The organism is Nitrosospira sp. Nsp11 (assembly GCF_900142705.1).
Lineage (GTDB): Bacteria > Pseudomonadota > Gammaproteobacteria > Burkholderiales > Nitrosomonadaceae > Nitrosospira.
In genome coordinates this window covers 1-25,627 of record NZ_FRBV01000004.1, presented here as the reverse complement: position 1 = coordinate 25,627, position 25,627 = coordinate 1, and the positions used below count along the sequence as shown (strand labels likewise).

Here is a 25,627-nt window from a genome sequence, read left to right as displayed (position 1 = left end):
GTTAATCCTCCTGAATTACTAGCAGCAACTGGCCGGCGGACACATGTCCGCCTACCTTGCAGAAAAACTGCGCAATCGTGCCGCGCACTGTCGCTTCCACGACGAACTCCATCTTCATCGATTCGACGATAAGAACCGGCGTTCCCGCTTCAACATGCTGACTCTCCTCGACCAGCAGTTTCCACACGGTGCCGGTCACGTGCGAGCTGATCGCTTGCGCTCCCTCCGGAAGGTTTAGTTCGCTTTGCGCATCGGCTTCCTCAAGCGTCATCTCGCTCACATATTCGACCTTGCCCTCGGCATCCCAGCGCTCACGCTCGGCCTCAAACGCAGCTTGCTGTTTTGCCTTGAAAGCGCTGATTGACGCCGCGTTCTCTTGCAGAAAGGCGTTATATTGCTTCAAGCTGAACCGGTTTTCTTCCATGCGCAGCTTGAAGTGCCCAGTAATGAAATCGCGGCGCAGCTTGAGCAGTTCACTCTCGCTAACCGGATAGAATTTGATCTGATCGAAGAATCGCAGCAACCACGGCTTGCCATCCTTGAAATCAGCGGTTTGACGATAACGATTCCACATCTGTACCGTGCGCCCGACAAACTGGTAACCGCCAGGCCCTTCCATACCATATATGCATAGATAGGCCCCGCCAATGCCCACCGCGTTTTCGGGCGTCCAGGTACGTGCGGGGTTATACTTCGTAGTGACCAGGCGGTGGCGAGGATCGACAGGGGTCGCAACCGGCGCCCCCAGGTATACATCACCCAACCCCATCACGAGGTAACTGGCCTCGAACAGGATGCGTTGCACTTCTTCAATGCTTTCGAGCCCGTTTATCCGGCGGATGAATTCGATATTGCTCGGGCACCACGGCGCGTCGCTTCGCACGGATTGCATATATTTGTCGATCGCCAACCGCGTTGCCGCGTCATCCCATGACAAAGGCAAATGCACGATACGTGTGGGAATCTCCAGGTGTTCGATGTCCGGCAGCTTCTTTTCCGCGGCGATCAAAAAATCCAGCAGCTTATCGCGCGCCAGCAGGCGTGAATCGAAATGGATTTGCAAAGACCGGATGCCGGGCGTCAGATCCAGGATACCTTTCAGGCTGCCGTTATCGATGGCAGCCTGAACCCACTCCATGAGCGCGTGAACACGGAAGCGCAGGTTGAGATCGAGCTCGGGCGGGCCATATTCAACCAGCAGGTTTTTGTCACCTGCCTGCCGATACACTACCTGTACCTGCTGGCCAGCCGGCGGGATAGCGTGGAGGATGGGTGTAGTTGTCGTTGCCGTATTGGTTACTGCTGTGGCCCGTGTTTTTTGTTCGATTTCCAGCGGGACTGCTTTTGACACCCGGAGGTTTTCGATAGCGGCATCCTGCAATTCTTCGAGTGCAAGTGCCTCGTCCATTGAAACCCGGCGAAAACGCACGCTATCGCCCGGTTTGAGCTGGCCCATTTTCCACAATTCAGCCTGAACTATCGTTACGGGACAGACAAACCCACCCAGACTTGGCCCATCCGGACCAAGTATTACCGGCATATCGCCAGTAAAGTCCACCGTGCCAATAGCATATGCATTGTCATGAATGTTGGACGGATGCAGCCCCGCTTCGCCGCCATCGCTTCGTGCCCACTTTGGTTTGGGACCGATCAGGCGAACGCCGCTGCGATTGGAATTGTAATGAACCTCCCAGTCGACAGCGAAGAGTGTCCGAATGTCCTCTTCGGTAAAAAAGTCCGGCGCACCGTGCGGACCATACAGCACGCCGATTTCCCACTTATCACTGTAATAGGGAATCAACTCTGCCGGTAGTGAGCTCCGGGCACCGTTTGCACCAGCACTGCGCGTACCATCATGGTCTGAGGTATCACTGGCATCGGCCGCAACGATATGCAGCACATCGCCGGTAAGCAGGGTCCGCCCAGCGTGGCCGCCAAACTGTCCGAGGGTAAAGGTGGATTTACTGCCCAGATAGTCAGGAACCTGGAAACCGCCCTGAACCGCCAGATAGGCGCGACAGCCATTGCTTACGAGCTTTCCGAATTGTAATATTGCGCCCGCCTTGACCGGATATGATCGCCAAAAGGTCAGCGGCTCGCCATCCAGGCGCACCTCCATGGGCGCGCCGCACACCGCAATGATGGAGTCGCAGTTGAAACGCAAGGTCGGGCCCGCCAAGGTGATCTCGAGCCCGGCCTTGTCTTCCGTGTTGGCAACCAGCCGATTAGCCAAGCGGAAGGCCAACCCATCCATCGGGCCCGATAGCGGCACACCGATATTCCAGTAGCCCGTTCGCCCTGGGTAATCCTGTACCGTAGTCTGTACGCCGGGACTCATCACATCGACGGTATGAGCAAAATAACGAAAACCATTCAGGAAGCTCGTCGTGTGCTGTCCACCGCGAAACGCCGCCCCACGCAGGATCTGCTTGAGATAACCCACATTGGTTTCAATGCCGTTCAGCGCAGTAGCGTCCAGCGCGGCCAGGAGCCTGGCGATAGCCTGATCACGGTCTGCCGCGTGCACGATTATTTTCGCCAGCATCGGATCATAGAAGGGCGAGACCTCGACGCCGCGTTCCACCCAGGTTTCAACCCGCGCCACAGACGCGGGCGGGAACTCCGCCGAGGTGAGCGTACCGCACGATGGCTGAAAATCCTTGGCAGGGTTCTCGGCGTATACCCGCACTTGAATTGACGCGCCGCGCGGCTCGATATCGAATGAATCCAGGGCTGGCAGCTCTCCGGCAGCTTGCCGGACCATCCATTCCACCAGGTCGATACCGGTCACCTCCTCTGTCACGCCATGCTCGACCTGCAGCCGGGTATTTACCTCAAGGAAATAAAACTCGCTGGTGGAGGCATCAAAAATATATTCCACTGTGCCGGCTGACTGATAGTTGACCGTTTTGCCCAGACGTACCGCCGCATCCCATAGCGCCTGGCGTACGCGTGATGGCAAGTGGGGTGCCGGCGTTTCTTCGATCACCTTCTGGTTGCGCCGCTGCATGGAACAGTCGCGCTCGCCCAGCGCGATAACCCCGCCCCTGCCGTCACCAAAAATCTGGACTTCGATATGGCGAGCATTCTCCACATATTTTTCCAGGAACAGACCCGCATCCTTGAAATTATTTTGCGCCAGATATTTCACCGATTCGTAGGCAGCATTGAGTTCTTCCCTGTTCCAGCACAACCGCATGCCGATACCGCCCCCTCCCGCGGTGCTTTTCAGCATGACTGGATAACCGATGTGGGCCGCCTGACGGAGTGCATCTTCCAGGTCTTCCAAAAGACCGGTTCCCGGCAGCAGCGGCACCTGGTTCTGCAAAGCCAGTTCCCGTGCCGTATGTTTCAGCCCGAACGCACGCATCTGCTGTGGGGTGGGGCCAATGAAACAAATGCCATGCGCATCGCATTGCTCGGCAAAGTCCGCTTTTTCGCTGAGAAAGCCGTAACCAGGATGAATAGCCTTGGCGTCTGAGTGTGCGGCGATCTCCAGAATCTTGTCGGCCCGCAAATAGCTTTCCGCCGCGACGCCGCTGCCGATTCGGTATGCTTCATCGGCTTCTATCACATGCTGCGACAGCGCATCGGCATCCGTATAGACCGCCACGCTTTTCACACCGATCCGGCGCAGCGTACGGATGACGCGGCAGGCGATAGCGCCGCGATTAGCTATCAATACCTTCTTAAACATGGTCTATTTCCTGTTCAGTTCTACTTCCTGGAAGCTACCGCACGATGCGCGCAAACCTCAACAGCCGCGTCGCCCGCGTAATTTGAAAGAATCACAATGGCGACGTGGAGCACTCCGTAATCCGCTCGCAACCCAGGAATGATCAATCAAACGACATGTCTTCGGGATCATCCCAGATCAGGAGACGGATCGGTGTAGGGTTGTAGGCGTTGCACGGATTGTTCAGTTGCGGACAGTTCGAAATCAACACGATCACATCCATTTCGGCCCTCATTTCCACATATTTGAATGGGGCGGACATGCCATCTGCGAACTCCAGGCCGCCGGCCTCCGACACGGGCACGTTCATGAAGAAATTGATGTTGCTGGGCAGATCGCGCTTGTTCATGTCAAGATGTTCACAAACCGGTTCATGGGCCAGCGCGTGCAGAAAGTTGTCGCGACAACTGTGCATTGGAAATTTTTCCAACCCATACCGGACGGTATTGCTCTCCGCGGCGCAGGCCCCGCCTATGGTGTCATGCCGTCCGCATGTGTCCGCCACGATATTGAGCATGACATTGCCGAAGTTGGAATACAGCTTGCTGCCGGTGGTCAGATAGAGCTTCTTCTGGCGGCGGATGGTATCGGTTGCGCTGTATCGCTCAAAGGCGTGGGATGCGTTGTAGAACAATGTATCGACAGCCTGGTTACCCCCCAAATCTACAATGCGAAGCACCTGATTCTCTGTCAGCAGCCTGACCCAAGGCTCACCCGCCGGACAGACTTCGTCCACCGTTGCTGCCTCGGGATCGAGCTTGCTTTCAACAAATTGCTTCCTGTTCATGCCGCACCTCCATGACAAGCATATAAATGCTGGGTATTCAGCAGCGCGCGCGCGTTCTCGGCAATGCGAGTGCACTCCGCTACCACCGATGGCGGCGTCACAAAAGCCACCAGATTGACTGCGCCCGGCTGGTAAGTCTTTGACGAATCAAGCGGGTGTGGCGCAGCGGATAAGACCATTAGCGTATCCATTTCGAAGCTCAGATCCACATAATCTCCCGCCTTGCTGTTACCCGGATGAAACGTCAATTCACCGGATGAATTGGCGGTTACCTTGCTGAAGAAATTGATATTGGATACGACATCACGTGTGCCCAGCCCCCACTTTCCCAATTCGATCAGCATGCCATCCAGCCCGTTGCGAAACATCTCGTTACGACGCTCCTCGAACCGCGCCGAACCATATTTCTGGCGTATCAATTCGGCATCGCTCATGCCGCATACGGTGTCGTGCCACCCCGCGGTATCTTCGGTAATGCAGCAGAAAATACGACCCATATCCGAATGGCACGCATGGCCCCTGGTCAAACGGAACGTATGCTGAGACTTGAGCGTATCGGCCATGTTGTAACGTTCCAGTTTTTCCTCCTGATTAAAAAATAGTACGGCGGCATTGGCTCGTCCTATCACATCCACCAGGCGTAGTGTCGTACCCCGCCGCACAATGCCAGACCAGTGGCACCCGCCGGGGATGTGCTGTTCCCAAATCAATGCATCCGGTTGGTTCATGTTTTTCTCCTCATCGTAATAAATTTTCGGTTGAATGAATTTCGAGAAGGCTGACATCGCACTTCATTTAGACAAAATCTTTTTTTCAAAGTCTTTTTGCTGCGTTCGGGACATCAGGATATGAAGAGTCGTTATTCCCAGGATGCCGCCCAGCACCAGAGGCACCGCCCAGAGCTGCCACCAGGGTGCGTTGGGTGCAACCGCGTAGGCGCGCGGCCAGGCAATGTTGACGAATTCAAACACCGACCAGGCAAAGGCTACCGAGTTGATCAACAAGCCCCAGATACCAAGCTTTAGCTCACCGAGAGCCGGGTTCCAGCGACCGGAGAGCCGGGCATACAACCCAACCCCGGTGGTCATGGAAAACATGGCGTAGAGTCCACCTGTGCCAAACGCAATCACCGTAGCCACGGCGCCATCGTTCAGCCCGAACAGCAACCCAAGCCCGGACATCGATACCGTGCATATCACCGCGTTGCGCGGCGTCTTATCGGGCGCCAACCGGCTTAACACAGCGGGCATGTTGCCTTCGCGGGCCATCGAATAAATGATGCGCGACGTGTACTTCACCACCGATGCCCCGCAAGCGAGAAAGGCGATCATGACAATTCCAAGGAACGGCTTCTCCGCCCACGCGCCGAAGCTTGAGATGATCACGGGCGTAATGGGGTCGGACGTCGCACTGGCAATCAGCGTATCGCGATCGAAAGCCAGCGTCAGCGCCGCGGAATTGAACAGCACTACTGACCCCACCATGCACAGGGAAAAAAAGACCGCGCGCGGCACCATGCGTTTGGGATCGTGCGTTTCTTCGGCGATGGTGGAACAGGCGTCAAACCCGATAAACGCCCAACCCGCGATGGCGAGCGCCGCCAGAAAGGCGCTTATCTCATTGGGTGCCGTGCCCGTGCCCAAATGCTGAAATAACTCCGAAAATGAATGTTGCCGAAAAAAAAGAAACAGCAGCAGAGCCACACCCACGGACCCGATCATTTCCGCATAAACGCCCAATGAAATGATCAGCTTGAAAATATTGATGTGCACCACGTTGATCAGCGTGCAAAGCAATAGAAATACCGCGCCCCACGTCACCAACCTGAGCCCGGTTTCACTCTCTGATCCAAAAAAGAGGGAAAGCCAGACTCCCCCGGTATAAGCAGTTGTGGTCAGCATTGCAACCGTGGAGCTGACGTAAATTACGCCGGCATATTTACCGGTGATGGCGCCACCGAGCTGATGCGCCCATTTGTAGGCGCCGCCAGCGATTGGAAACTGCGAGGAAAGCTCCGCATAGACTGTAGCAACAAGCAATTGCATCACCAGGCAGAGCATCAGCGCGCCAAACCAGCCGCCGCCTGTCACGACAGTCTGAACGCCAATGATGGCGTAGAGCCCTACTACCGGCGAAACAACGGCAAAGCCGAGGATGAGGCTACTCCAGACACTCATGCTACGGTGGAGTTTATCGGCGATGACGGGCGCCGCTTCAGCAGCGGAAGGAGGGGTATACCGGCTCTCCCTCATTGGCATGGCGCCCATTTCGAGAGTAGCGGTACGACCCTGCCTGGCCGATTATCCCCACGCCAACTCATGCTGGAAAAACGCCATTCGATGAGATCAAGCGATCCTGGGCACTATCGATTATTGCTAAAGGGGGAGAAAAAACTAAAGAGAAGTGCATGACCAGTCTCCTTTATCAGCGGATCAAATTCCAAGAGTTAATGTATTACCTACATTATCTCCCGGGCTTTTATCCCTCCGTGGAGCCTCGTCACGACGAAGCCGGAAACTCTTGGACCAGACACTCTCAACCGAAAGCCGGAACCCTAGTTTCGCTTTACTTCAACCGCGCTACACTGCGGCGTGTTTCGGTATTTCTTTAAATAAACAGCAAATCAGGCAGCTGTTTCAGGTACAAATAATTTTACACACCTCATCCAAAAAAGCAATACTTAACCTCTGAACAGGGCCAGTCTCTGCAGAGCATTGGCTTCCACACTCTCGTTTTCTCGTCACATCTCTTTTTTACGTGCAACGACAACGCCGTCACGGGTCGGATTTATAAAAGCATCAAATTCGGGATCGTTAAAAATGAGTGAATTGTGCTCAAGAATGGCTTCTGTCCAGCCGGGAACAATATCAACATAATGCTCCAGCGCCACCCTTCCGTGCCAAAGCACGTTATCAGCGATGTAAAGACCGCCAGGGCGAATCCGGTCTTTAGCCATACGCCAAATCTGGGGATAATCGCCCTTGTCGGCGTCGTTGTAGCAAATATCGAATATTCCTTCGGTTTGCGTGAATGTCTCCTGTGCGATCCCAACATGGAAATTGACCCGCTGCGCTAAATCCGCAGACTTGAGATATCGCTCCGCCTGCTCTTTGTTGAGCGGATCTCCATCGGTACAAATCACTCGTCCATCCATGCCCGCTGCCTTCGCAAACCAGTAGGCGGAATAACCATAGCCGCTGCCGAATTCGAATATACGTTTCGCATTAACAGTCTTTGCCAAAGTTTCCAGAAAAACGCCCACCAAGCGGCCTACGATAGGAAAATTGTTTTTCTCCGCCACAGCTTCCATTTCGGCCAGAACTGGATGATCGGTCTGGCTGACCAGGCTGATCATGTATTTTTCAATTGCCGGGTTAACCGGGGCTAATACGACGGGATTTGAAACGGTAGGAGATTGCATTTCGATGATTGCTCCTCAAGAAACAAACAGGAATGGAAACTGCACGCTGAAGCTGGATTCAACCTAAATCCGGCAGTTGGACGGGGTGGAGTAAGCGGTTTTTGGGGTGCAGAGCAAGGCGCAATCCTTTTCAGTTATAGCTGTTGACAAATGAGCGGTCAACTGCCGGAGTCAGGTTCAATGATTGACTCTACGCTCAACGCAAGGAGGGGTCAACGCATGGGTTGGCCGTGCCCCCGGCGCATGCCCATGGATAACATTTCACATGCTAAAACCTTCAAATCATTTCTATGCCGTATAGATATTAAATGGCAGAATCAATTGAAATTGGAGGACCATTCCTACAGCATTGAACGCACTACCCGGCGCCCCCGGAGCGCATATTTTGAATAGGTCATATTTACTTACCAACGAGGCGAATCACTGGCACTGGCAGGCAGAGCACTGCTGAGTAATATTGATGCCATTTGGTGTAGAATGTATTTTTTCCTTTCCAAATTGGGTTATCACATTTGGATCGCCGGTAGATGTACCTGCGCAATGTACCTGAGGTAAGGCGCCGCACTAATCTGTACAGTGCCGGTCAAACAGATAACGAAAAGCCCAGTCGCATTACTTCCTTTGGCCTTCGCGTGGGCCTCAGCGACTCTAACGCAAATCGGCCAAGGCAAACAGTTGCCTTGATTGCCTGAATTAAAATCCAAACTTGAAATGAGGGTGAAATGAATAGCAGACCGCAAGTTGTACTAACGTCTCAGGATCTGGACCGGCTTGAAGCTTTGCTCGAGACCCTTCCAGCCAATGCATTTCCCGCCAAGGAATTGCGAGCCGAGCTTGACCGCTCCGAAATCGTCGAGCCCGAGCAGATACCGCCTTCCGTGGTAACCATGAATTCAACCGTACGCTTCAGTATCGATTCTTCCGGTGATGACTTCTGCCTGACTCTGGTCTATCCCAAAGACGTTGACGGCTCCGGTGACAAGATATCCATCCTCGCACCGGTAGGCAGCGCCCTCCTGGGCCTCTCCACCGGGGATGAAATAGAGTGGCCCCGACCGGGTGGAGGCATGATAAAGGTACGGATAGTGGAAATCGTCTACCAACCGGAACGCGAAGGAAAATTCTACCGCTAGAGCCCTGCAGCACTCAATCGGCTTCTGCAGATCCACTGGATAACTGTTCATTTTATCCAGTGGATGAAAGGTTACACATGGCCCGCTCACTCACCTGCTTGACCCATCAGTCATACCGGCAGTCGGATTGATTTATTCGATTCGTACCGCTATTCCTACGGCGCAATGCGCTGCGCTTATTGCCGCCCTACACCTTGTCATGACTTGCTTAAATTTGAAATTACTTTGCGGAAACCTCGAGTCCGGCAGGAAATCCGATGCCGGTCAACTGCTCAGTTGTTCAAAGGCTGCCCTGATTCTGCTATAGTCGCGGCCAATTTTTAACCCGGAAATTTGCAATAACCTCCACCATGACCCTGATCAGTTCCCCGGTTTCGGTAGCCACAAGCGGCGGCGCCGAACCAAAGATGCTTTCCATTTTATCCACACCACTCACGCGCACTCCACTATTGAAATTCTGCCTCGGAGCAAGCGCGCTGAGTTTGACGCTTCAAGTGTGGGCGGCGGATTCCATATCTGCCAGTAATACTGCAACGGCAACGGCTGCTGCATCAGCTTCGGCGGGCCCAACCATCAGCGCTCTATTCGATTGGTCAAAAGTTCCTCCTGTCACCGCTCCATCGCGTCCCGGCCTGTTCTCGATAGCGCCGTCCGGGCCGGGATATTACTCGATCCTGGATCAAGTCACCGGCAATCAACGCCAAACTCCGCCGGTCTCGCCTTACGCGCCCTATGCGCTCATGACCACACCGGCTTTTGATATCGATTTCCGCTACCTGGAAAAACCGGGGCATGAAAAGGATCTCTTCGACCCCATCAAACGCATCCATATCGGTAATGACTTTCTGCTGTCGTTTGGGGGCAGCTTCTGGTACCGGTACATGCGGGAATCAGATGTGCGGCTGACTTCCGCAAATGATAATTACCATTTGATACGCAGCCGATTCCATGCCGATTTCTGGTACCAGGACCGGGTCCGGCTATTTGCCGAGTTTCTGGATGCACGCGGCTTCGGCCAGGGCCTGACGCCACTTGCCACGGACGTCAACCATACGGACATGCTGAATCTATTTGCGGATATCAAGATCGCCAACATCAAGGACGGGCCGGCTTATCTGCGCGTCGGCCGCCAGGAATTGCTCTATGGCTCGCAGAGGCTGATCTCCACCCTGGACTGGGTTAATACGCGGCGGACATTTCAAGGTGTGAAGGGCTTCTGGCGAACCCCGACATTCGATCTGGACGCGTTCTGGGTACGCCCGATGAATACGGAAAGAGATGCATTCGATAACTGGGACACAAAGCGTGAATTCTTCGGCTTGTGGGGAACGTACAAGCCCATGAAGGGCCAACTGGCCGATTTTTATTTCCTGAGCCTTGCCGACAATAGGGATATGGCGATCGGAAGAAATAATGCGAGAGGCAATTCAATCGTGCATACTCTCGGCAGTCGAATTGCAGGCGACTACAACCGTTTTCTGTACGAGTTGGAAGGCATGTACCAGTTTGGCCAGTATTCCAATCAGGACATCTCGGCCTTTGCGGTCGCGTCCGGCGCCGGCTATCACTTCAAGGGAACGCCGATGAATCCCCAGTTCTGGCTGCGCTATGACTTCGCCTCCGGGGATAATAACTCAACCGACGGCAGCCGCAACACGTTCAATCAGCTCTTCCCCTTCGGAAACTATTACCTGGGTTGGATCGATCGTGTTGGCAGGCAGAACATCCACGATTTCAATGCCCAGATCAATCTTCATCCCCAGCCATGGGCAACTTTCACAGCCCAGTATCATCGGTTCTATCTGGCAAACAAGCGCGACTTTCTATACAACGCCGCAGGCGCCGCTACCTTGCGAGATCCCACAGGCCGATCAGGCAGCTATGTCGGTGATGAAATCGACTTCCGTCTCAATGTTCACGTCGACCGGCACCAGGACGTCCTGGTGGGATATTCGAAGCTGTTTGCAGGGAATTTTCTAAAGGCAAGAGCACCGGGCGTTTCACCGGGCCTCTTCTACGTTCAGTACAACTTCCGTTTCTAAACGATTGATCAGGAAACGCGCGCGCCAATATGACAAGTGAGAAAAATATATATGGCTTCAGGATGAGTAAGAAACGTAGGGCGCAATAAGCAAAGCGCATTGCGCCGTATGAAACTGTTTAGAGAACCACCACCGTTCGCAAAGTTGAAAATGCCGATGGGGGGCATTCTATCCGGATGAGTCGCCACGGATGCCTCCCCCATGATCGAGTTTATCAAGATATCCGTGGAGGTACTCAATCGCCCTCAAACTCGCATAGGGCAAATACCTTCAGCCCCTGGCTTTCCAGACGTGACCTGCCGCCGATATCCGGCAGGTCGATAACGAAACAGCACTCCACCACTTCGCCGCCCATTTCCTCTATCAACTTCGCGGCGGCCTCCGCCGTTCCACCGGTGGCAATGAGATCATCCACGAGCAGCACCCGATCGCCTTTCTGAATCGCATCCACATGAATCTCGATGCGATCACTCCCGTATTCCAGTTGATAATCGCGGCCACGTGTTTCGGCAGGCAGCTTGCCTTTTTTTCGTACCGGCACAAAGCCTATGCCAAGCTCATAAGCAACCGGTGCTCCGATGATGAAACCTCGCGACTCGATCCCGGCAACCTTGTCGATCTTTACGTTTTTATGACGCTCCGCTATTTCCTGTATGGTGGCGCGCAAACCGACCGGGTCTTTCAACAACGTAGTGATATCCCGAAACATGATGCCTTCATGAGGATAATGCGCGATAGTGCGAATGCGGGATTTAATTTGCATAAGAAGTCCTGTTTTTCTGATTTTAATTTCTTCGACACCCGGGAGCGCCTATATGCCGCCATAGCCTGGGGCTCCGCTATTCGCGTAAAAATGATGAGCTCTCAATTTGAGAAGCCGAACAGGTAAACAGCTATAAATTGACAATAACGCAGTTCGCATTATGGTTTTTCGAGGGCAAACGGCATTAATCCTTTATAATACCGGAAAAGTTGCCGGAAACGCCGTTCTGGTTTATTCTTTGCGCCCCGTGCCGGTTCCGGCAGGTGATTTTGTATTCGGAGAGATGGCCGAGTGGTTTAAGGTACACGCCTGGAAAGCGTGCGTACGGCTCAAACCGTACCGAGGGTTCGAATCCCTCTCTCTCCGCCAATTGAATCCGCTTATTTGTAAGCCCCCCTAATACCTTGAAAGGTAACGGGGTTTCAGCGGTTCTAAGTCCTGTATTCCGATGATATTGAAATCCCCCCGGAAAAGCGAGTTTGAGCACGGCACGGCGGTCACACAATCGCCCGGAACTCCAGAGTTTATGCGGGTTTGAGATAAAATCCAAAGCGGTTCTAAGTGCTGCATCGAATGAACGCATCGGACGCAGCGATTGGCCGGATTTTTCGACCAGAATAGCCTTGTCGGTTTCGAGTTTCTTGATTCGCGCTTCATAAGCTTTAACCATCGAATTGCTATCCGTCTCAACCAGCCTGTCCATCAACTGTCCAATCTTACCATCCAGCTTGCGTATTTCATCCTCAAGCGCTTTTCCGCGCTGCGCAATCTGCGCCTGCCGGTAATTCCACCATGTTTCGAACATCCTTGTCGCAGTTTTGAATAATGGTGCAGCAGGTTCGAGTGTATGTAGGAGGCTTTCAAATTCGCCTTCGATCTTCTCGCGCTGAATGGCTTTGCCATAGCTCTCACAGCCTTTGGTAAAACAATAGTAATACGGATAGTGTTTACTGCGCCCCTTGGTCCAGCATGCAGTCAACGGATTGTCGCAAGAACAACGTACTGCCCCCCTTAGCGGAAAATCTTCGTTCAAATCTTTACGCGCCGGTATTTTGGCTTTTTCCTGCGTGCGTTGCTGGATTTTTTGAAACGTCGCCAAAGAAATGAGGGGCTCGTTCTGTGCCGGACGCAAGGACACATCCATGATGTCCGATTGAATATGACCGGCGTAAATCACCCGGCTGAGAATCCGGTTCACATGTTCGTTGCTGACTTCGCCTTTGGCGTTCTTGGGAAATTCCGGGAACTGCTCAAAGAAGCGCTTCACCTCGGCCCTGAGCTGAAAGCGCCCGCTGGCGTACCCTTCCAGTCCCTCGGCCACGATACTCGCTAGCGGCTCGTTGCGTACCAGCACCTTTCCGTGGCCCGGTTTCGAAGCGTATTTATAGCCGATGGGGGCGAAGTGCACCCAATAGCCGTTGAGCATACGCGCCCGACGCCGGTTGCGTGTTTGTTCTGCCCCTTTCTGCCGGTGGTGTTGCGATACGCTGGCAAGCAGGTGCTCGACCAGTACTGAATCCGAATCCTCACCGAATTCTATGCTGGGCGAGGCCAGCTTTGCACCTGCATTGGCAATGGCAGTACGCAAATGAATGTGTGCGGAAATTCCCCGAGCCAGTCTGCTCAAGTCGTCGATGATGATTGTCAGATTATCCTTACGGTGCATCCGTGCAAACTTGAGCATCGCCTGCATGCCGGGCCGGTCGATCAGCGAGCCAGATTCGGAATCATAAAAAGTCTCAATGACTTCCAGATTGCGATAGCGGGCAAACTCCCGGCAACGGGTGGCTTGCGAAGCCAATCCGTCGCCTTCTTTCGTCTGCCGTTTTGTAGATACCCGGCAATAAATTACAGCTTTATCCATTCGGTTTGCTCCTTTCGCCATCTTGTATGTCAGCGCTTCGATTGAATGGTTGCGCTGCCTTTTCAGATTCATCCTTTTCCTCATTCAATGCAGCATACAAAAATGTAGGCATGATCATCTGCACCGCATCCATGTCCAGATTGAGATCGCACATGGTGCGCATAATATCCCACAGGATCGAGAGTAATTCGTTTTCCTGCTCGGCAGTCAGATCGAAATCGGCCAAGTCCGTACGATAGGCGTCACAATCGAGGATGGGCGCAGAGATGACCTGTTCGTTTTTACGCTGTGTTACCGTTTCGTCGTTCATATTGCCTCCTTTACGTTATCAAGGCGATGCCTTGCTGGCTATGAGTTCATCTATCGTTTCCCCTTCATTGTTTAAAAAAATTAAACAACTCAACAAGAACAAATATAGAACATAGTTTTCCTGAAATAGCAATAAAATCCTAACCTTACTGTCGATATTCCGGTGGAAAGCCGGATTTTTTCCGTAACGGTTTTCCGTATGCAACGATTCATCGAACTTCCGCTCCTAGCGCTGCGGCACCCTTTGCTTCTGCATCTTTGTCTCCGCATTCATCTGCATGGTGTGTTCGGGCTGCTCAAGCGTGCGGTGTTGCTCGCGTTGCCGGTTGAGATCGGCCAGCCGGGCGTCACGTTGTTCGCGCAGCCATGCCCGGTTGAATGTCTCGCGGATAGGAGCTTGCACGCATTCAGGCCGCAGTTCGGGAAACGGCTTATCCCTCTTTACCATCTGAGAGCCGCCCCCGCTGCGTTCACTGTCGCCGCGCCGCTGCGCCTCGGTTTGCTCCATTGCCCTGATTTGCTTGGCGATGTACGGATCGCGGGCAAGATCGAACTCTCGGTGGAGCGGTGGCGCTTGCCGGAAGCTTTCAGGATTATCGTTTGCCAGTTCCGGGTGTTTTCCGGCAAAGCTCGTCGCGTGCGTTGCCCCCGATCTGTTACCGTTCGCGGCCATGATCCGGCGCTCGGCCATTATTTACCTGCTGTTGCGCAGCCCGCTCGTCCTGATACTCCTGCATCCTTTGATCGCGTTGCTCGCGCAAGGTAATGCGTCCGTCAACCGGCACGCTATCGAGAATAAGCTCGGCTCCACGTCCGTCCTTGTGCATCCACATCGCGCCCACGCGGTTCCAGTATTCCTTGCCGTCCGGCGTACCCCTTACCGTGTAGGCAATCTGGTCGGGTTTGCGTCCCGCTTGTGGAGAATCTTCATGCGGCGTGTCGCTTGAATTTCGATTGCTCATGGTTAAATCCTCGGTCAGTTGCCTGCATGTATCGATACCGCACCCCGCATGCAGGCAAATGCCGGGAGCAGTTAAAAAATCGACGCTTACAGTTGTATTTGCTGTCCTGTTCGCCGGTCGATGATCACGATTACCGGGCAGTCATCGCCCACGTTGCGCTCGATCAATCCGCGCCCGCCGAGATAGACGCAATCGTTGTAGTCGCGGTAGGTGCCATATTGCTTGTAGGTGTACCAGACCAGCAGGTGCGGCCCGACAGGCGAGATCACCCACATGGCAATGAGCAGCAGCAGCCAGTGGCGCAGCAGATAAGTCACGGTGCGGAGTAACACCGAGAGCCAAGCAAACGGGCGGTATTTTTTAGGGAAATAGGTTTTCATGTTTCCTCCTATAGACGCAGTTTGATTTTTTTGCGGAAGGGCTTGCCGTGGAACGGGTTGATCCCGACCTGCGAACGCCATGGCTCTACTTCCGCATACGACACAGGCTCGAACAGAATGGGACGGTACTGGCGCACAAACAGGATGCCTTGTTGCATCCGCCTGATCTCGTCCGGGGTGGCGAGCGGACGGGCTGCTTCGCTCAGGTTTTCGTTCAAGCCGAACTGGTCGATGGAGCGGCTAGTGCCGGTGGCCATGACGGTTTGATCTCCCAGCATTTGTCTGGAAATGAGTTCCAATGTCTTGGGAGAACGTTGACCGGGCAGGAATTGCTTGATTTCGGTTTCGCTCAATAAAGTATCAAGTGCTGTCTTGCCGTAGGTACGCTCGAACGCAGCGAAATCCTGAAAGATCAAGTGAAGCCTAAGCCCGTACGATCTGCCCCATGTAAGCAGGTTCTCAAGCCCGTTGACCTTGTAATTGGTTATTTCATCAAGCACTGCGTATACCGGGCGCTCTTTATTCAGATGGCGCTTCACCGCCGTCATGCAGCACCACTGCATCAAACCGATAAACGCTTTGTACGCCTCCATCCTGCTGGCATCGGCCACGATGAATAACGTGGTGGGTGTTTTGCCTTCCTTGAGATCGTTCATGCTGAAGGTTGAGCGGCCCATCGCCGGGGCGAGCCGTCCGAACGCGAATGGAGCCAAGGTTTGCTGAGCGCCGGTGATGAAGCTGTCGAAGGTGCGGCTATCGCCCCCCGACATCAGGGTAATCAGGTTACGTGCTCTGTCCCTGACCAGCGCCGCGAACTCAGCAACATCCCTTGAATCGTGCACTTGCGCCCATTCGGTCTGCTCGATGGGAAACGGGCCTTCAGGATGCGGCTTGTCTTCAATGTCTACTCCCACGACCCACCGAGCCATATCGCCGAGCCGGATTCGATTTTCGATCAGCAGCGCAACCGATGAGAGCGTCGCGTCATGCAAATCGACCATGACTTCGAAAAGAAGCGCATCGGCGATCAGCCGTCGTGAACCCTCCCTGAAGTAGCTATCGTCCGTCTCCTTGTCGCCCGGCTCGGGCAACACTTGGCCGCCCATTTCCCGCAGATCGTCCATGACATCGCGCAGGCCGCCGGAACGGGAAAGATTGTCGGCAATAATATCCAGAGGACTGAAACTATCCCCATGCCCGATGATATCCGCCCATAAACTGCCGGGGTTGAGTACGCGCACCGTCTCACCGCGCTTTTCCAGCGCGGCCTTGCACATGCATACCAGCTCGCCTTTAAAATCCGCAACTACCTTGCTATGTCCAATGCTCATAATCGAAGGCACAACCGTATAGATGCCTTTACCGCTTCCTGCTGGGCTAACCGTCATGGCTGCGGAAGCAAAGTCAAAGAACAAAGCAGACCGCGAACCGCCTGCATACCGCCCCCAGAACGGCCCGCGCTTGTCTCTGGTCAACCCGCCCTTGATTTCCTTGAACGTGGCCCATGCGGCGGTGCCATGTTTCCCCGTAGGTTCGCGGCTGGCAAAAAAATCGATCAAATGTGCGGCATTGTCGAGCGAGCGGATTACGGTTTGCAGGCAAAACAGACCCGCCAGCAAATGAATGAGCGTGGAAAACCAGTCGATACGCCCACCCAACATCGGCGGATTGAGGTGATAGGCCCACCACGCCAGCCCCGCCGCAATGAGGGCGAGTGCCAGCAGGGTGGCGGGGGATTGACGGCTGGAATGACGGGAATACATCGCTCTTATCCAGCGGTATGACCGTCGCGAATGCGGGTGAAGCCCGGGTTCACCGCCCCGTTACCGATAAAATAATCCCGCCAGAAGCCGGTCAGTTCTTCCTCACTCTGGCAGTACTGCAATGGACCCCGCCCATAGCCGTAGCGCTGCAACAGCAACACCTCGACCTCGATGCCTTCGAACGAGCGCGGAGTAAGCCGGTTCTTATAGGTTTCCCGTTCCCGGAAGATGCGGAAAGGCGGCATCTGGTTTTGTCTGTAGCAGAACTGCGCGGTATCCGAGTTTTGCAACAGGTCGCTCAACACGATCAGGCGGCTGCCCGGCACGAAATCCTTCATGTCCGAAACGTGCTTGATCATCTCCAGCATCGGCGATTGCGAGACTTGCCTGCGTGCCTCGTCCGGCGTGGGCGAGAGCATGGCCTCGATCTGGGGGATATACACCGTCTCAAACAGCTTTTTCTTTTGCTTCTTCAGATAACCGGCGGACACACCAGATGCACCGATATTCTCAAGGTCGTCGGAACTACGCGGCGCACCGCAGACATGAAACCGTGCCTTGGGAGCGGAGCTGATCTGGTCGCCCTCGGTGGTGATGAAACTCAGGCGCTCGTTAAACCCGAGATTGGCGTAAAGCTCATCGAGATAATGACGCACCGAGCGCGTCTGCATCGTGTTGAGCCTTGGCTCGCTCGCATCGAACAGCACCACGGTATGGCGTTGCTCGAATCCATCGAAACAGCCGTACTGGTCGGATACCGGTTGATCGAAGGTGGTCAATGCGGCGTAAGCCAAAGCCCCGATACCTGAAGCCAGCGCAACGCTCAGCATGACGATCTTGGGTAAATCGCGGTTCTTTCTTCGTCTCATGGGGGTCTCCTTGAAAAGAGTCAGGATTGAAGGACACGTTTGAATAGGTCGCTTAATCGTTTAAGCACGGCTGCTTTTTCCTTGGCGAGCAAAGACCTACTCGCGCTGGGATGAGATGGTTCGTGGGAATCGGGCAGCTTGATGGCGGCGATATTGGTAAAGGCAAAGGGAGCGAGCAGATCGCCCGGAATGGCGAGATTTTTGCCTTCCAGCACCGATTGGGAATTAATTAGCCTTGCCACTGATGCCGAAAATTCATTCTCGGCAGCGCGTATGGCTTCTTGCAGTTCACGGTATGCCTGATGGCATTCGGTGACTTTCTTGTGGTACTGCTTGGCGGTTTTCGATTGGGCCGTTACCCGGACTTCCGCGTCATCCTCGGAGTCAGCGCAAATCTCTTCTATTTCTTCGACAAGCTCATCGTAAAACCGGTACAAATCGTCACGGGCAGCGGCAACGCTTTGCTGGTAGGTACTGTAATCTCCATATGGATGTGTGAAGCCCGTGCGCCCTTTGTGATAAGAAAAAACGGTAATGCAGATAGTTAGAAGCACAAGGAAGACACTTTCGGGAGTCGCCAATAGCTGGCCGTAATGCGCCAGCGAATGCGCTACGCGGTCGAGCGAGCCCATGGAACGGACAAGTCCCACCGTCAGGATGAAGAAAGCCATTACGCCGATGAAAACCCGGCATTGCCATTTGGCTCTGTTTCTAACCGCCCGAAATTCCTGTGCTTCCGGGTCCGCACTGTTACTGCCATAGCTAAGGAAACGGCCAATGAAATATCCTGCGGAAACCGATAGCGTCACGTTGGTCAATGAAATCAAAAAGCTTGTGAGTAGCGCTGCAAACGGACCGCTGACCATATGAGCGTTGTACAGAAAAGAGCTGTTGACTGCCGCATCGATAAACACGCAAACGGAAATCCAGAGCATGGATATCACCGCGTTCGGCTGGACGGATTTATCGATCAGTTTGTGAGTGGTGCAGAAAGACCTCTCCGACTGTTCGGCTTGCCGGAGCGTAAGCACTTTCTGCGGGAGCGTCTGCTCAGCCTTGAGAATGACGCTTTCAAGCTGGGCATTGGGCGAAGTGTCGCCGCCTTGGTCAGGCTTGATACAGCCTTTGATATCGTCGGCCTCTTTACACTGCGCCAACAGAGCGCCCGACATCGCCTGTAGCGGTTTGTTTAACTTCGTGTAGTGACGGTGCAGCTCGGTCTGGAAGTGACCGGTTTCGACCCTTTCCTTTTTATTGCTATCACTGTTCATGATCTACTCTCCAAATAAACGGATTAATAAATCGATATTTTTGTAAAGCTTCTCGAAGGCTACGGACGAGATTATGTTTGGGGAAACATAGGATTAGAATGAAAGAACCCTCTAACCCAACAGAAAGAAGTTTCCTTGACTTTATGAAAACTGTGTGCTAGCGATGGGATGCTGCCGGAGTATGGATAGCAGTTGGTATCCAGAGGAAAGGAATGTTCGGATGCTTAAAAAACCAAGAAAGCCGGACAAGAACGAATATGACTTGGTGATCAAAGGTATTAGCGGAGAAAGTCGCCACGCATTCAAGGCGATTTGCAGGGTAAATCATCGAGAAACTCCGGCACAGATTTTTGCTCGGATAGTGCGTGAAGAGTTAAATAAAACTTTTGGTGAAGGTCATGCTGACTACAAAATTCAAGCATACAGAGATTACCAAAATCGCTTGAAAGCACAGGAAGAAGATAAGCCGGAGCTATAGAAAATTCTGAAGATTCAATCGAGTGCTTTATAATTTTCTGGTTCAATGGCGTTGAAGCTATTTACAATGTGATTTAATAGAATTTTTAAAACGTGTGCGTCACACGTACTTCAGTTTCTAAATATATGAAATCTGATGACAAGAAACGTTCCTACGAGGGGACGCGGTACGATAAAAGCTCGCTCGGTAAGGATTATTCTGAGCTATTACAATCAATTCTTGATCAGCTAACCGCTGATGCTTTAAACGGAGTACCCATACCTCCAAACACTGCTGCCAAGGATGTGGCGTGGGACGGTCGATATTTTTGGAATTTTGTAAGCAATTTACAAAAGGACGATAAAGAAGATTTCGAGAATTTGCTAAGTGAAAACGGAGCAAGTTTTGGTACGTTAAGCAAGACGCCCTACCAAGGGGCAACTTTAGATAATGCAGAAATTGCCATTTGCACATCTGCACAACTTCTCAAAATATCCCTGAACGAATATATCGAGAGTTATATCGTTCGTTGTAAAAGAAGAAAATATGACATTAAGGGCTTTAAAGGGCATGATGAAACCATCAAAAGTATTCTAAAGAAATATGACAGCGACAACATTGATGAAAATGAAGCAGATTTTGAAAAGGAGGAGGATCGTGAGGACATAACCGGTAATCCATCGCAAAACACGCCCGCATCTTTTTTTTCATCTCAACCGGCCCAACTGAAATTAGCCTTCCCAAAAGCAAAAGAAGATAACGCTAATTATTACGCTAATTCTCTTCTGCAAGTATTTGGTCGCAATAACCAGAAAGCACGCTTAAACCAGTTTTTGACCTGTAAATTGAATGTTGCATGGTTTCAGCTAGCGGGGGATGCAGGACAAGGCAAAAGCCGTCTCGCATTTGACCTGCTCTATGATGCTTCGAATTCTGGTTGGCATGCCGGATCTCTTACAGAATACGAGATTGAATCTTTCAAGGATCATTGGAAAGACTGGCAGCCAAACATTAATCACTTATTTATATTCGATTACGTGGTTGGACGAGAGCAGAAAATCAAGCCTATTCTTCAAACGCTGTTTTATAACCAAGATAAATTTAAACATAAAGTTCGTATCCTTCTGATCGAAAGGCAGCGATGGGATCGGGGAAGTGTAATAAAAGCCCAAGATCAACATACTAAAGATGAGGGAGGACAGCCAGCAACTATCGGCGATAAAGCAGAGTGGTTTTTAAAGCTTTGCGAAGAAGAGGATCTTGAAGGGGAAAATTTTAGGTCCTGTCGTTTCGATAACGGTGTTGAGGAGCTAAAAGGGCTGGATCTTGATTATCTGGTAACTATCGTCAAGCAATTGATGACCCGGTTATCCGGGAAAGCCCTTACTCTCTCTGACGATGAGTTAAAAAAAACATTGGCGCGAATCGACGGTCAATGTCGTCCGTTGTATGCATATTTACTGGCACAACAATTGGGGGAGACGCAGGAAGGCTTTCAAAGCTGGACAAAGTTCGATCTGCTGAACTATCAACTGATAAGGGACAAAAGACGCTGGAAGCAGGCTTTTAAAGCCGAGGCATCACCAACGTGGGGGGATTCTCATTCCGCCATGAAATTAGCTGTACTCGCAACGATAGTTCGTGAAGTAAAGTTTCAGGACACTCAAATTGAACAATATTTTGGCAACATTGACTCACTCCTCAGAAAGGAAGCGATAGCGATTACCAGTGGATATCTCATTAATGATGATAATCGTCCCGAGAAAATTCACGCATTGGAACCTGATTTATTAGGCGAGTGGTTTGTATTGTATTGCTTCTACCAAGGCCTTAAGTTCGAAGAATTGTTGGATCTAGCCTGGCATTGTTCTCCAAACGAAACGGCAATTTTCCTTCAAAGGATCACACAAGATTTTATCGATTTTTCCCAGAGGCATCCTAATGGAAATTTAGTCGAAAAGTTACTTGCGCACCCTTCCTCACATGAAACCTATTATCCAGCACTGGCCAAGGTCGCAGTAGAGATTGGGGTTAAGTTATTTAGAAATTATTTAACAATACCTCCTAACCTTATCGTTGCATTAGAACATGCTGCTGACTCATCCGATACCGCTGCTATGTTTTTTCTCGGTCTCTTATATCTTAAGGGTATAGGTGTTGAGCGAAACTCTACAAGAGCTTTTCAGTTGTATCACAAAGCGGCAGAGAAAGGTAACAGCGACGCCTTGACACATCTCGGGTTTTGCTACGCAGAAGGCAATGGAGTAGTACGAAATCGATCTAAGGCCATAGAGCTATATCAACAAGCGGTTAAGCGAGGGAACAGTACAGCTATGATCAGACTGGCTTCTTGCTATGAAACAGGTGACGGGATTACGAAAGATCCAGTCAAGGCGATTATATTATTTCAACAAGCTGCTGATCAAGGCGATAGTTCAGCTCTAATTAATTTAGGTAATCGCTATGAACAGGGTGATGGGATTGAGCAAGACTGGGATAAGGCTATAAATCTTTATCAACGGGCGGCTGATCAAGGTGATAGCTCAGCTCTAATTAATCTAGCTGATCGCTATGAACAAGGCATAGGAATTAAGCAGGATTGGGATAAAGCTATTGATCTTTATCAACGAGCGGTTAGTGCTGGAGACGTTAAAGCCATTTCTAGAATTCAAAACAACTTACTTTTACAAAATTTTCTAGGCGTGAAAAACAACAAAACTTATAAAAATTTTTATTGGTCAAACAGTAAACTTCCCTCACAAGCTGCGGTTCCAGTATTTGATCCTCCGATTATTGCGGGGCATTGGGAACAACTCGCTGAGGAAAGAGTAACAGCCTGTCTTGATCGACTTATTGCCTCATTTGAAATTTTAGGAATAACCAAAAATCTTACAGGCTATAAGGGTCAATATGCACGCCGTCTGGCCTTAAATTTTTACAAAGATTGTAACTTAGTGGATATACAGCTTTATGATCCATCGACTAAAGATATCCTTATTGTCTCAGCGGTTTTCAACACTACAAGGGCGATATTGCTTACTGGAAAAAGAGATATTATTTTTGATCTTAATCACCATATATTATCTTTCGAAGGTAAAAGCTCTACATTAGATTATTTGCAGTTTTTTTGTTCGAATGTTCTGAATCAGCATAAGCCCTACCAGATTATTACCGATTTAAATGAAATTCCTTTTGATACAGAGGCTGATCAATATGTAATAGACAAAATAAAAGATTCAATTTTCGTTCCCCGAAGCATTGAATTTATTCCTCGATGTTTTGAAGGCAATTTACCAAAAGAAGGCTGGGAAAAACTTGAAGCATGCGTGCTTCATGGAAATAATCTTTATTTCCAAACCTTTGAAGTGTTCCTTAATGGATGGATTTCCCTAAAAGATGGTAGTTGTATTCTTAATGAACTCCCCATCCTACAACATGAATATGATGGTATATTCCGCAAACCTTTACGTCCCACTAATTTAATAAATAGAGCTCAATAGACCCTGTGATACCGTAGTACGTCACTTAGGGGTGAGCCCATGTTGACCGGACAGCTCCTAGACCACCCGCACGAGAAACGAGAAAATGTTATTTCACTCATTAACCACTTCTTAACCCATTCCTGTTAGCGTAAAAGGGCAATTTTTACAGCTCGATTAACCGGGAGGCAGGGACATTGGGGCGTAGTATGTCCGGGATTTCTTCAGCAGTGGCTCAGAATAACGCAGTTGTTCTGAGCCATCGGTATGCTATAGCATACCGCGCTTTTTCGGCGGCATGGCTCCTCCATGGAGCCGGTAATGGTTGAGGCGACCGATGCAAAATTGCGGGTTTCTGGCGGCCTAACAACTACCTTCCTTCATTGCGATACGTGTCTATCGGACGAGAATTTTGATCGTTTGCGCCGTATGGAATTTACCCAAAAAGAAAACCATATTCACCATGGCCAGATCAGCGGTTCTGTCGCCGGTGTTATCGAGCGCAATTCGGTAGCTAATACAGGTCAATCCAGACACGCCGAAGAACGTAATTCCAAGGAGCGCCGCACAGCGCAGTTCGTCGAATTGCTTGAGCAAATTCGCGCCTCCATCAAGCAAATGGAAAGTGATGTTAAAGCTTTAGTGGCATCGTTCGAGAAGCGCGACGGCGATGCATGGCGGGAAAAGCTGGCGCTCGATATTCTGGGAGCGGACGATATTCCGCAGCAGCGATCCGGCGAAAATATTAACGCGTACCGCAAGCGGCTGGAACAGCACCTCATTAACGAAATGCTCAACTCTGATGGCACGATCAAGGATAGATATAAAAACGATGCGAAATATGGCGACTATGCAGACTGGGCGCAGAAACAATTCCATCTAAACAGCGCACGAGCGGTTGTCGCGGAACTGGATGATGACAACACCGGCCCGCAACGCAAGGAACAACTCCTCGATGAAATGAAACAGCGCGGATATTTCGAAGAAATGACCTTTGCTGATCGAACGACCCAAAGCAACGAGACGCAAGCATCTATGCGTGACCTCGCAGACAATAGACGTGATGAAGTACTTTCACAGGCACGCTCTTCCGAGGCTGCCTTGAAATTTTTGTCGTAGGTTTACTGGAAGACCGGGTTTGTATTTGCCGCTCGTTTGGCTATTGCTGGTATCTGTTCACGCACATCGTCAATCGTAAAGATACCCTTCGTGCCTCCGCGAACGTGAAAAGTAATACCCAAGGCCGGAGCATCGTTTTGTTCAAAGAAAAACTTGATGTTCCTCATGCCATGCGCGGCAAAATCCCGCGTGAGAACGGTTTTGATTTGGTCATCTGTAACGCCCGGCTGAGTTCCCATGGCGACCGCAATCCCAACACCGTTCGGATTTTTCTCCGACCACTCGCTACCGGCTACCATCACACAAGGCTGTTTCCAGCAGGTGATATAGTCTTTCTTGGCTGATAGTAAGGCATCCTTTGCATATCCAGTGTTGCTGCCAAAAGTCACAAACAAAGCACCCACAACTACCATCAAATAACTGAAAAGACTTTTTCTTTTCAGTACCTTGTGCTGTGACAAAAAGGGACCATTTTGTCACAATTCACATATCTCTTTACGAAAGAAAAACAGTCGATATTGCGTGTTTTTTTAATGCGTTTTTTCCATTTTAAATTGACGGGGAACAGTTATGAAGATAGGTCAAAAGGGTCCCCTTTTGTCTATCGCTAAGGGAGTGGAATGGATAGGAAGCGCAATCGCATGCTGGAAGACACATGTCGCACGATTGGTTATGCCCGCGTCTCGACAGAAGACCAACATCTCGACCTTCAGATCAATGCCTTGAAGCTTGCCGGGTGCAGCGCCATTTTCAAGGATCAGGGCGTGTCGGCCACTGCTAAATGGCGGCCCGGTTTCGAGCAGGCTTTATCCAGCTTGCAAGCAGGCGATGTTTTTGTTGTCTGGAAAATGGATCGAGCCTTTCGCTCTCTCAAAAACGCGCTGAACGTCTTGGAGGAGTTTGAAAATCGGGGTATCGAGTTCCGGTGCCTGACTGAGGATATTGACACCACCACCGCGATGGGAAAATGCATGTACCAGATACGTCATGCGTTCTCTGAACTGGAGCGAAATCTCATCCGGGAGCGCACCAAGGCCGGTATGGAAGCTGCACGTCAACGCGGTGCACATCTGGGGAGACCGAGAAAGCTGTCTCATCCCCAGATTGCCCAGATGCAGGGCTTGCTACAGACTCAACCCGGCATGACTCCCGCCCAGATCGCAGGTCAATTCGGCGTTGACCTGACCCCGAAATCAGTACCGGTCTAAAGTAGAAATTTCCGACTCAGTAGGCCTGCCGGGCAAGGCATTTTCCCTTGCCTGGCGGGCGAAT

General features: G+C 51.5%; 21 protein-coding genes, 1 tRNA gene, 1 pseudogene and 1 riboswitch. Of the genes and pseudogenes, 8 read left to right on the top strand and 15 right to left on the bottom strand.

Going from position 1 to position 25,627, the window contains the following annotated elements:
- Position 1: 1 nt before the first annotated feature.
- The 5 genes from uca to BUA28_RS06620 all read right to left on the bottom strand — a co-directional run bounded on the left by uca (position 2) and on the right by BUA28_RS06620 (position 7,944).
- Positions 2-3,697: an urea carboxylase gene (gene uca, locus BUA28_RS06640; protein WP_072767342.1), complete on the bottom strand. Its 3,696-nt coding sequence runs from the start codon at positions 3,695-3,697 to the stop codon at positions 2-4.
- Positions 3,698-3,839: 142 nt separating this feature from the next.
- Positions 3,840-4,523 carry an urea amidolyase associated protein UAAP2 gene (locus BUA28_RS06635; protein WP_072767341.1) on the bottom strand — a complete coding sequence of 228 codons (684 nt, stop codon included), beginning with the start codon at positions 4,521-4,523 and terminating at the stop codon, positions 3,840-3,842.
- Positions 4,520-5,251, bottom strand: coding sequence for an urea amidolyase associated protein UAAP1 (locus BUA28_RS06630; protein WP_072767505.1), 732 nt, complete (start codon positions 5,249-5,251; stop codon positions 4,520-4,522). The genes BUA28_RS06635 and BUA28_RS06630 overlap by 4 nt, the downstream gene beginning before the upstream one ends.
- 63 nt (positions 5,252-5,314) lie before the next feature.
- Positions 5,315-6,781 (bottom strand): APC family permease, encoded by a 1,467-nt coding sequence (locus tag BUA28_RS06625; protein ID WP_072767504.1) that lies wholly within the window; start codon positions 6,779-6,781, stop codon positions 5,315-5,317.
- A 207-nt stretch (positions 6,782-6,988) separates the two neighbouring features.
- Positions 6,989-7,092: riboswitch (guanidine-I (ykkC/yxkD leader) on the bottom strand.
- 171 nt (positions 7,093-7,263) lie between these two features.
- On the bottom strand, positions 7,264-7,944 hold the full coding sequence (locus BUA28_RS06620; protein ID WP_072767340.1) for an O-methyltransferase: 681 nt from the start codon (positions 7,942-7,944) through the stop codon (positions 7,264-7,266).
- Between the two features lie 722 nt (positions 7,945-8,666).
- Here BUA28_RS06620 and rnk point away from each other — a divergent pair.
- Together rnk and BUA28_RS06610 are read left to right on the top strand one after the other, a co-directional pair.
- Positions 8,667-9,077 carry a nucleoside diphosphate kinase regulator gene (rnk, locus tag BUA28_RS06615; protein WP_072767339.1) on the top strand — a complete coding sequence of 137 codons (411 nt, stop codon included), beginning with the start codon at positions 8,667-8,669 and terminating at the stop codon, positions 9,075-9,077.
- Between the two features lie 350 nt (positions 9,078-9,427).
- Complete coding sequence (locus BUA28_RS06610) at positions 9,428-11,119, top strand: alginate export family protein (protein ID WP_083569910.1); 1,692 nt, start codon at positions 9,428-9,430, stop codon at positions 11,117-11,119.
- Between the two features lie 235 nt (positions 11,120-11,354).
- On the opposite strand, the gene BUA28_RS06605 is transcribed toward BUA28_RS06610, so the two are convergent.
- On the bottom strand, positions 11,355-11,882 hold the full coding sequence (locus BUA28_RS06605; protein WP_072767338.1) for an adenine phosphoribosyltransferase: 528 nt from the start codon (positions 11,880-11,882) through the stop codon (positions 11,355-11,357).
- 277 nt (positions 11,883-12,159) lie between these two features.
- Between BUA28_RS06605 and BUA28_RS06600 the strand changes: the two genes are divergently transcribed.
- A tRNA-Ser gene (locus BUA28_RS06600) sits at positions 12,160-12,251 on the top strand.
- Between the two features lie 790 nt (positions 12,252-13,041).
- The gene (locus tag BUA28_RS16075; protein ID WP_218587241.1) at positions 13,042-13,215 is read left to right on the top strand and encodes a hypothetical protein; all 174 of its coding nucleotides are present in this window, start codon (positions 13,042-13,044) and stop codon (positions 13,213-13,215) included.
- A 90-nt stretch (positions 13,216-13,305) separates the two neighbouring features.
- Here BUA28_RS16075 and BUA28_RS16410 read toward each other — a convergent pair.
- The 8 genes and pseudogenes from BUA28_RS16410 to BUA28_RS06555 form a co-directional block, all read right to left on the bottom strand.
- Positions 13,306-13,746: pseudogene (locus BUA28_RS16410) on the bottom strand (recombinase family protein); the annotation flags it as partial.
- Positions 13,739-14,056 carry a hypothetical protein gene (locus BUA28_RS06585; RefSeq protein ID WP_072767336.1) on the bottom strand — a complete coding sequence of 106 codons (318 nt, stop codon included), beginning with the start codon at positions 14,054-14,056 and terminating at the stop codon, positions 13,739-13,741. The pseudogene BUA28_RS16410 and the gene BUA28_RS06585, both read right to left, overlap by 8 nt.
- Positions 14,057-14,281: 225 nt before the next feature.
- A complete protein-coding gene (locus BUA28_RS06580; RefSeq protein WP_072767335.1) occupies positions 14,282-14,746 on the bottom strand; it encodes a hypothetical protein in 465 nt (154 codons plus the stop codon).
- The gene (locus tag BUA28_RS06575) at positions 14,712-15,017 is read right to left on the bottom strand and encodes a hypothetical protein (protein ID WP_072767334.1); all 306 of its coding nucleotides are present in this window, start codon (positions 15,015-15,017) and stop codon (positions 14,712-14,714) included. The genes BUA28_RS06580 and BUA28_RS06575 overlap by 35 nt, the downstream gene beginning before the upstream one ends.
- Before the next feature lie 86 nt (positions 15,018-15,103).
- Complete coding sequence (locus tag BUA28_RS06570) at positions 15,104-15,397, bottom strand: hypothetical protein (protein ID WP_072767333.1); 294 nt, start codon at positions 15,395-15,397, stop codon at positions 15,104-15,106.
- 8 nt (positions 15,398-15,405) lie between these two features.
- Complete coding sequence (locus tag BUA28_RS06565) at positions 15,406-17,160, bottom strand: type IV secretory system conjugative DNA transfer family protein (RefSeq protein ID WP_072767332.1); 1,755 nt, start codon at positions 17,158-17,160, stop codon at positions 15,406-15,408.
- Positions 17,161-17,165: 5 nt separating this feature from the next.
- Complete coding sequence (locus BUA28_RS06560) at positions 17,166-18,029, bottom strand: hypothetical protein (protein WP_072767331.1); 864 nt, start codon at positions 18,027-18,029, stop codon at positions 17,166-17,168.
- 20 nt (positions 18,030-18,049) lie between these two features.
- Entirely contained in the window at positions 18,050-19,300 is a 1,251-nt protein-coding gene (locus BUA28_RS06555) for a hypothetical protein (RefSeq protein WP_072767330.1), read from the bottom strand.
- A gap of 220 nt (positions 19,301-19,520) precedes the next feature.
- Here BUA28_RS06555 and BUA28_RS06550 point away from each other — a divergent pair, with 220 nt between their 5' ends.
- From BUA28_RS06550 to BUA28_RS06540, 3 genes are all read left to right on the top strand, one after another.
- Positions 19,521-19,778, top strand: coding sequence for a hypothetical protein (locus tag BUA28_RS06550; RefSeq protein WP_143148452.1), 258 nt, complete (start codon positions 19,521-19,523; stop codon positions 19,776-19,778).
- A gap of 125 nt (positions 19,779-19,903) precedes the next feature.
- On the top strand, positions 19,904-23,257 hold the full coding sequence (locus BUA28_RS06545; RefSeq protein WP_072767328.1) for a tetratricopeptide repeat protein: 3,354 nt from the start codon (positions 19,904-19,906) through the stop codon (positions 23,255-23,257).
- A gap of 300 nt (positions 23,258-23,557) precedes the next feature.
- The gene (locus BUA28_RS06540) at positions 23,558-24,355 is read left to right on the top strand and encodes a hypothetical protein (RefSeq protein ID WP_072767327.1); all 798 of its coding nucleotides are present in this window, start codon (positions 23,558-23,560) and stop codon (positions 24,353-24,355) included.
- A gap of 2 nt (positions 24,356-24,357) precedes the next feature.
- Here the strand turns inward: BUA28_RS06540 and BUA28_RS06535 are convergent, their stop codons facing one another.
- On the bottom strand, positions 24,358-24,816 hold the full coding sequence (locus BUA28_RS06535) for a hypothetical protein (RefSeq protein ID WP_143148451.1): 459 nt from the start codon (positions 24,814-24,816) through the stop codon (positions 24,358-24,360).
- A gap of 159 nt (positions 24,817-24,975) precedes the next feature.
- On the opposite strand from BUA28_RS06535, the gene BUA28_RS06530 reads away from it, so the two are divergent.
- Positions 24,976-25,563 carry a recombinase family protein gene (locus BUA28_RS06530; RefSeq protein WP_218587240.1) on the top strand — a complete coding sequence of 196 codons (588 nt, stop codon included), beginning with the start codon at positions 24,976-24,978 and terminating at the stop codon, positions 25,561-25,563.
- Positions 25,564-25,627: the final 64 nt, after the last annotated feature.

Excerpts from the sequence above, each read along its gene's own strand:
- uca (WP_072767342.1), bottom strand. The coding sequence starts at position 3,697 with ATGTTTAAGAAGGTATTGATAGCTAATCGCGGCGCTATCGCCTGCCGC.
- BUA28_RS06635 (WP_072767341.1), bottom strand. The coding sequence starts at position 4,523 with ATGAACAGGAAGCAATTTGTTGAAAGCAAGCTCGATCCCGAGGCAGCA.
- BUA28_RS06630 (WP_072767505.1), bottom strand. The coding sequence starts at position 5,251 with ATGAACCAACCGGATGCATTGATTTGGGAACAGCACATCCCCGGCGGG.
- BUA28_RS06625 (WP_072767504.1), bottom strand. The coding sequence starts at position 6,781 with ATGCCAATGAGGGAGAGCCGGTATACCCCTCCTTCCGCTGCTGAAGCG.
- BUA28_RS06620 (WP_072767340.1), bottom strand. The coding sequence starts at position 7,944 with ATGCAATCTCCTACCGTTTCAAATCCCGTCGTATTAGCCCCGGTTAAC.
- rnk (WP_072767339.1), top strand. The coding sequence starts at position 8,667 with ATGAATAGCAGACCGCAAGTTGTACTAACGTCTCAGGATCTGGACCGG.
- BUA28_RS06610 (WP_083569910.1), top strand. The coding sequence starts at position 9,428 with ATGACCCTGATCAGTTCCCCGGTTTCGGTAGCCACAAGCGGCGGCGCC.
- BUA28_RS06605 (WP_072767338.1), bottom strand. The coding sequence starts at position 11,882 with ATGCAAATTAAATCCCGCATTCGCACTATCGCGCATTATCCTCATGAA.
- BUA28_RS16075 (WP_218587241.1), top strand. The coding sequence starts at position 13,042 with ATGACCGGCGTAAATCACCCGGCTGAGAATCCGGTTCACATGTTCGTT.
- BUA28_RS06585 (WP_072767336.1), bottom strand. The coding sequence starts at position 14,056 with ATGAACGACGAAACGGTAACACAGCGTAAAAACGAACAGGTCATCTCT.
- BUA28_RS06580 (WP_072767335.1), bottom strand. The coding sequence starts at position 14,746 with ATGGCCGAGCGCCGGATCATGGCCGCGAACGGTAACAGATCGGGGGCA.
- BUA28_RS06575 (WP_072767334.1), bottom strand. The coding sequence starts at position 15,017 with ATGAGCAATCGAAATTCAAGCGACACGCCGCATGAAGATTCTCCACAA.
- BUA28_RS06570 (WP_072767333.1), bottom strand. The coding sequence starts at position 15,397 with ATGAAAACCTATTTCCCTAAAAAATACCGCCCGTTTGCTTGGCTCTCG.
- BUA28_RS06565 (WP_072767332.1), bottom strand. The coding sequence starts at position 17,160 with ATGTATTCCCGTCATTCCAGCCGTCAATCCCCCGCCACCCTGCTGGCA.
- BUA28_RS06560 (WP_072767331.1), bottom strand. The coding sequence starts at position 18,029 with ATGAGACGAAGAAAGAACCGCGATTTACCCAAGATCGTCATGCTGAGC.
- BUA28_RS06555 (WP_072767330.1), bottom strand. The coding sequence starts at position 19,300 with ATGAACAGTGATAGCAATAAAAAGGAAAGGGTCGAAACCGGTCACTTC.
- BUA28_RS06550 (WP_143148452.1), top strand. The coding sequence starts at position 19,521 with ATGCTTAAAAAACCAAGAAAGCCGGACAAGAACGAATATGACTTGGTG.
- BUA28_RS06545 (WP_072767328.1), top strand. The coding sequence starts at position 19,904 with ATGAAATCTGATGACAAGAAACGTTCCTACGAGGGGACGCGGTACGAT.
- BUA28_RS06540 (WP_072767327.1), top strand. The coding sequence starts at position 23,558 with ATGGTTGAGGCGACCGATGCAAAATTGCGGGTTTCTGGCGGCCTAACA.
- BUA28_RS06530 (WP_218587240.1), top strand. The coding sequence starts at position 24,976 with ATGGATAGGAAGCGCAATCGCATGCTGGAAGACACATGTCGCACGATT.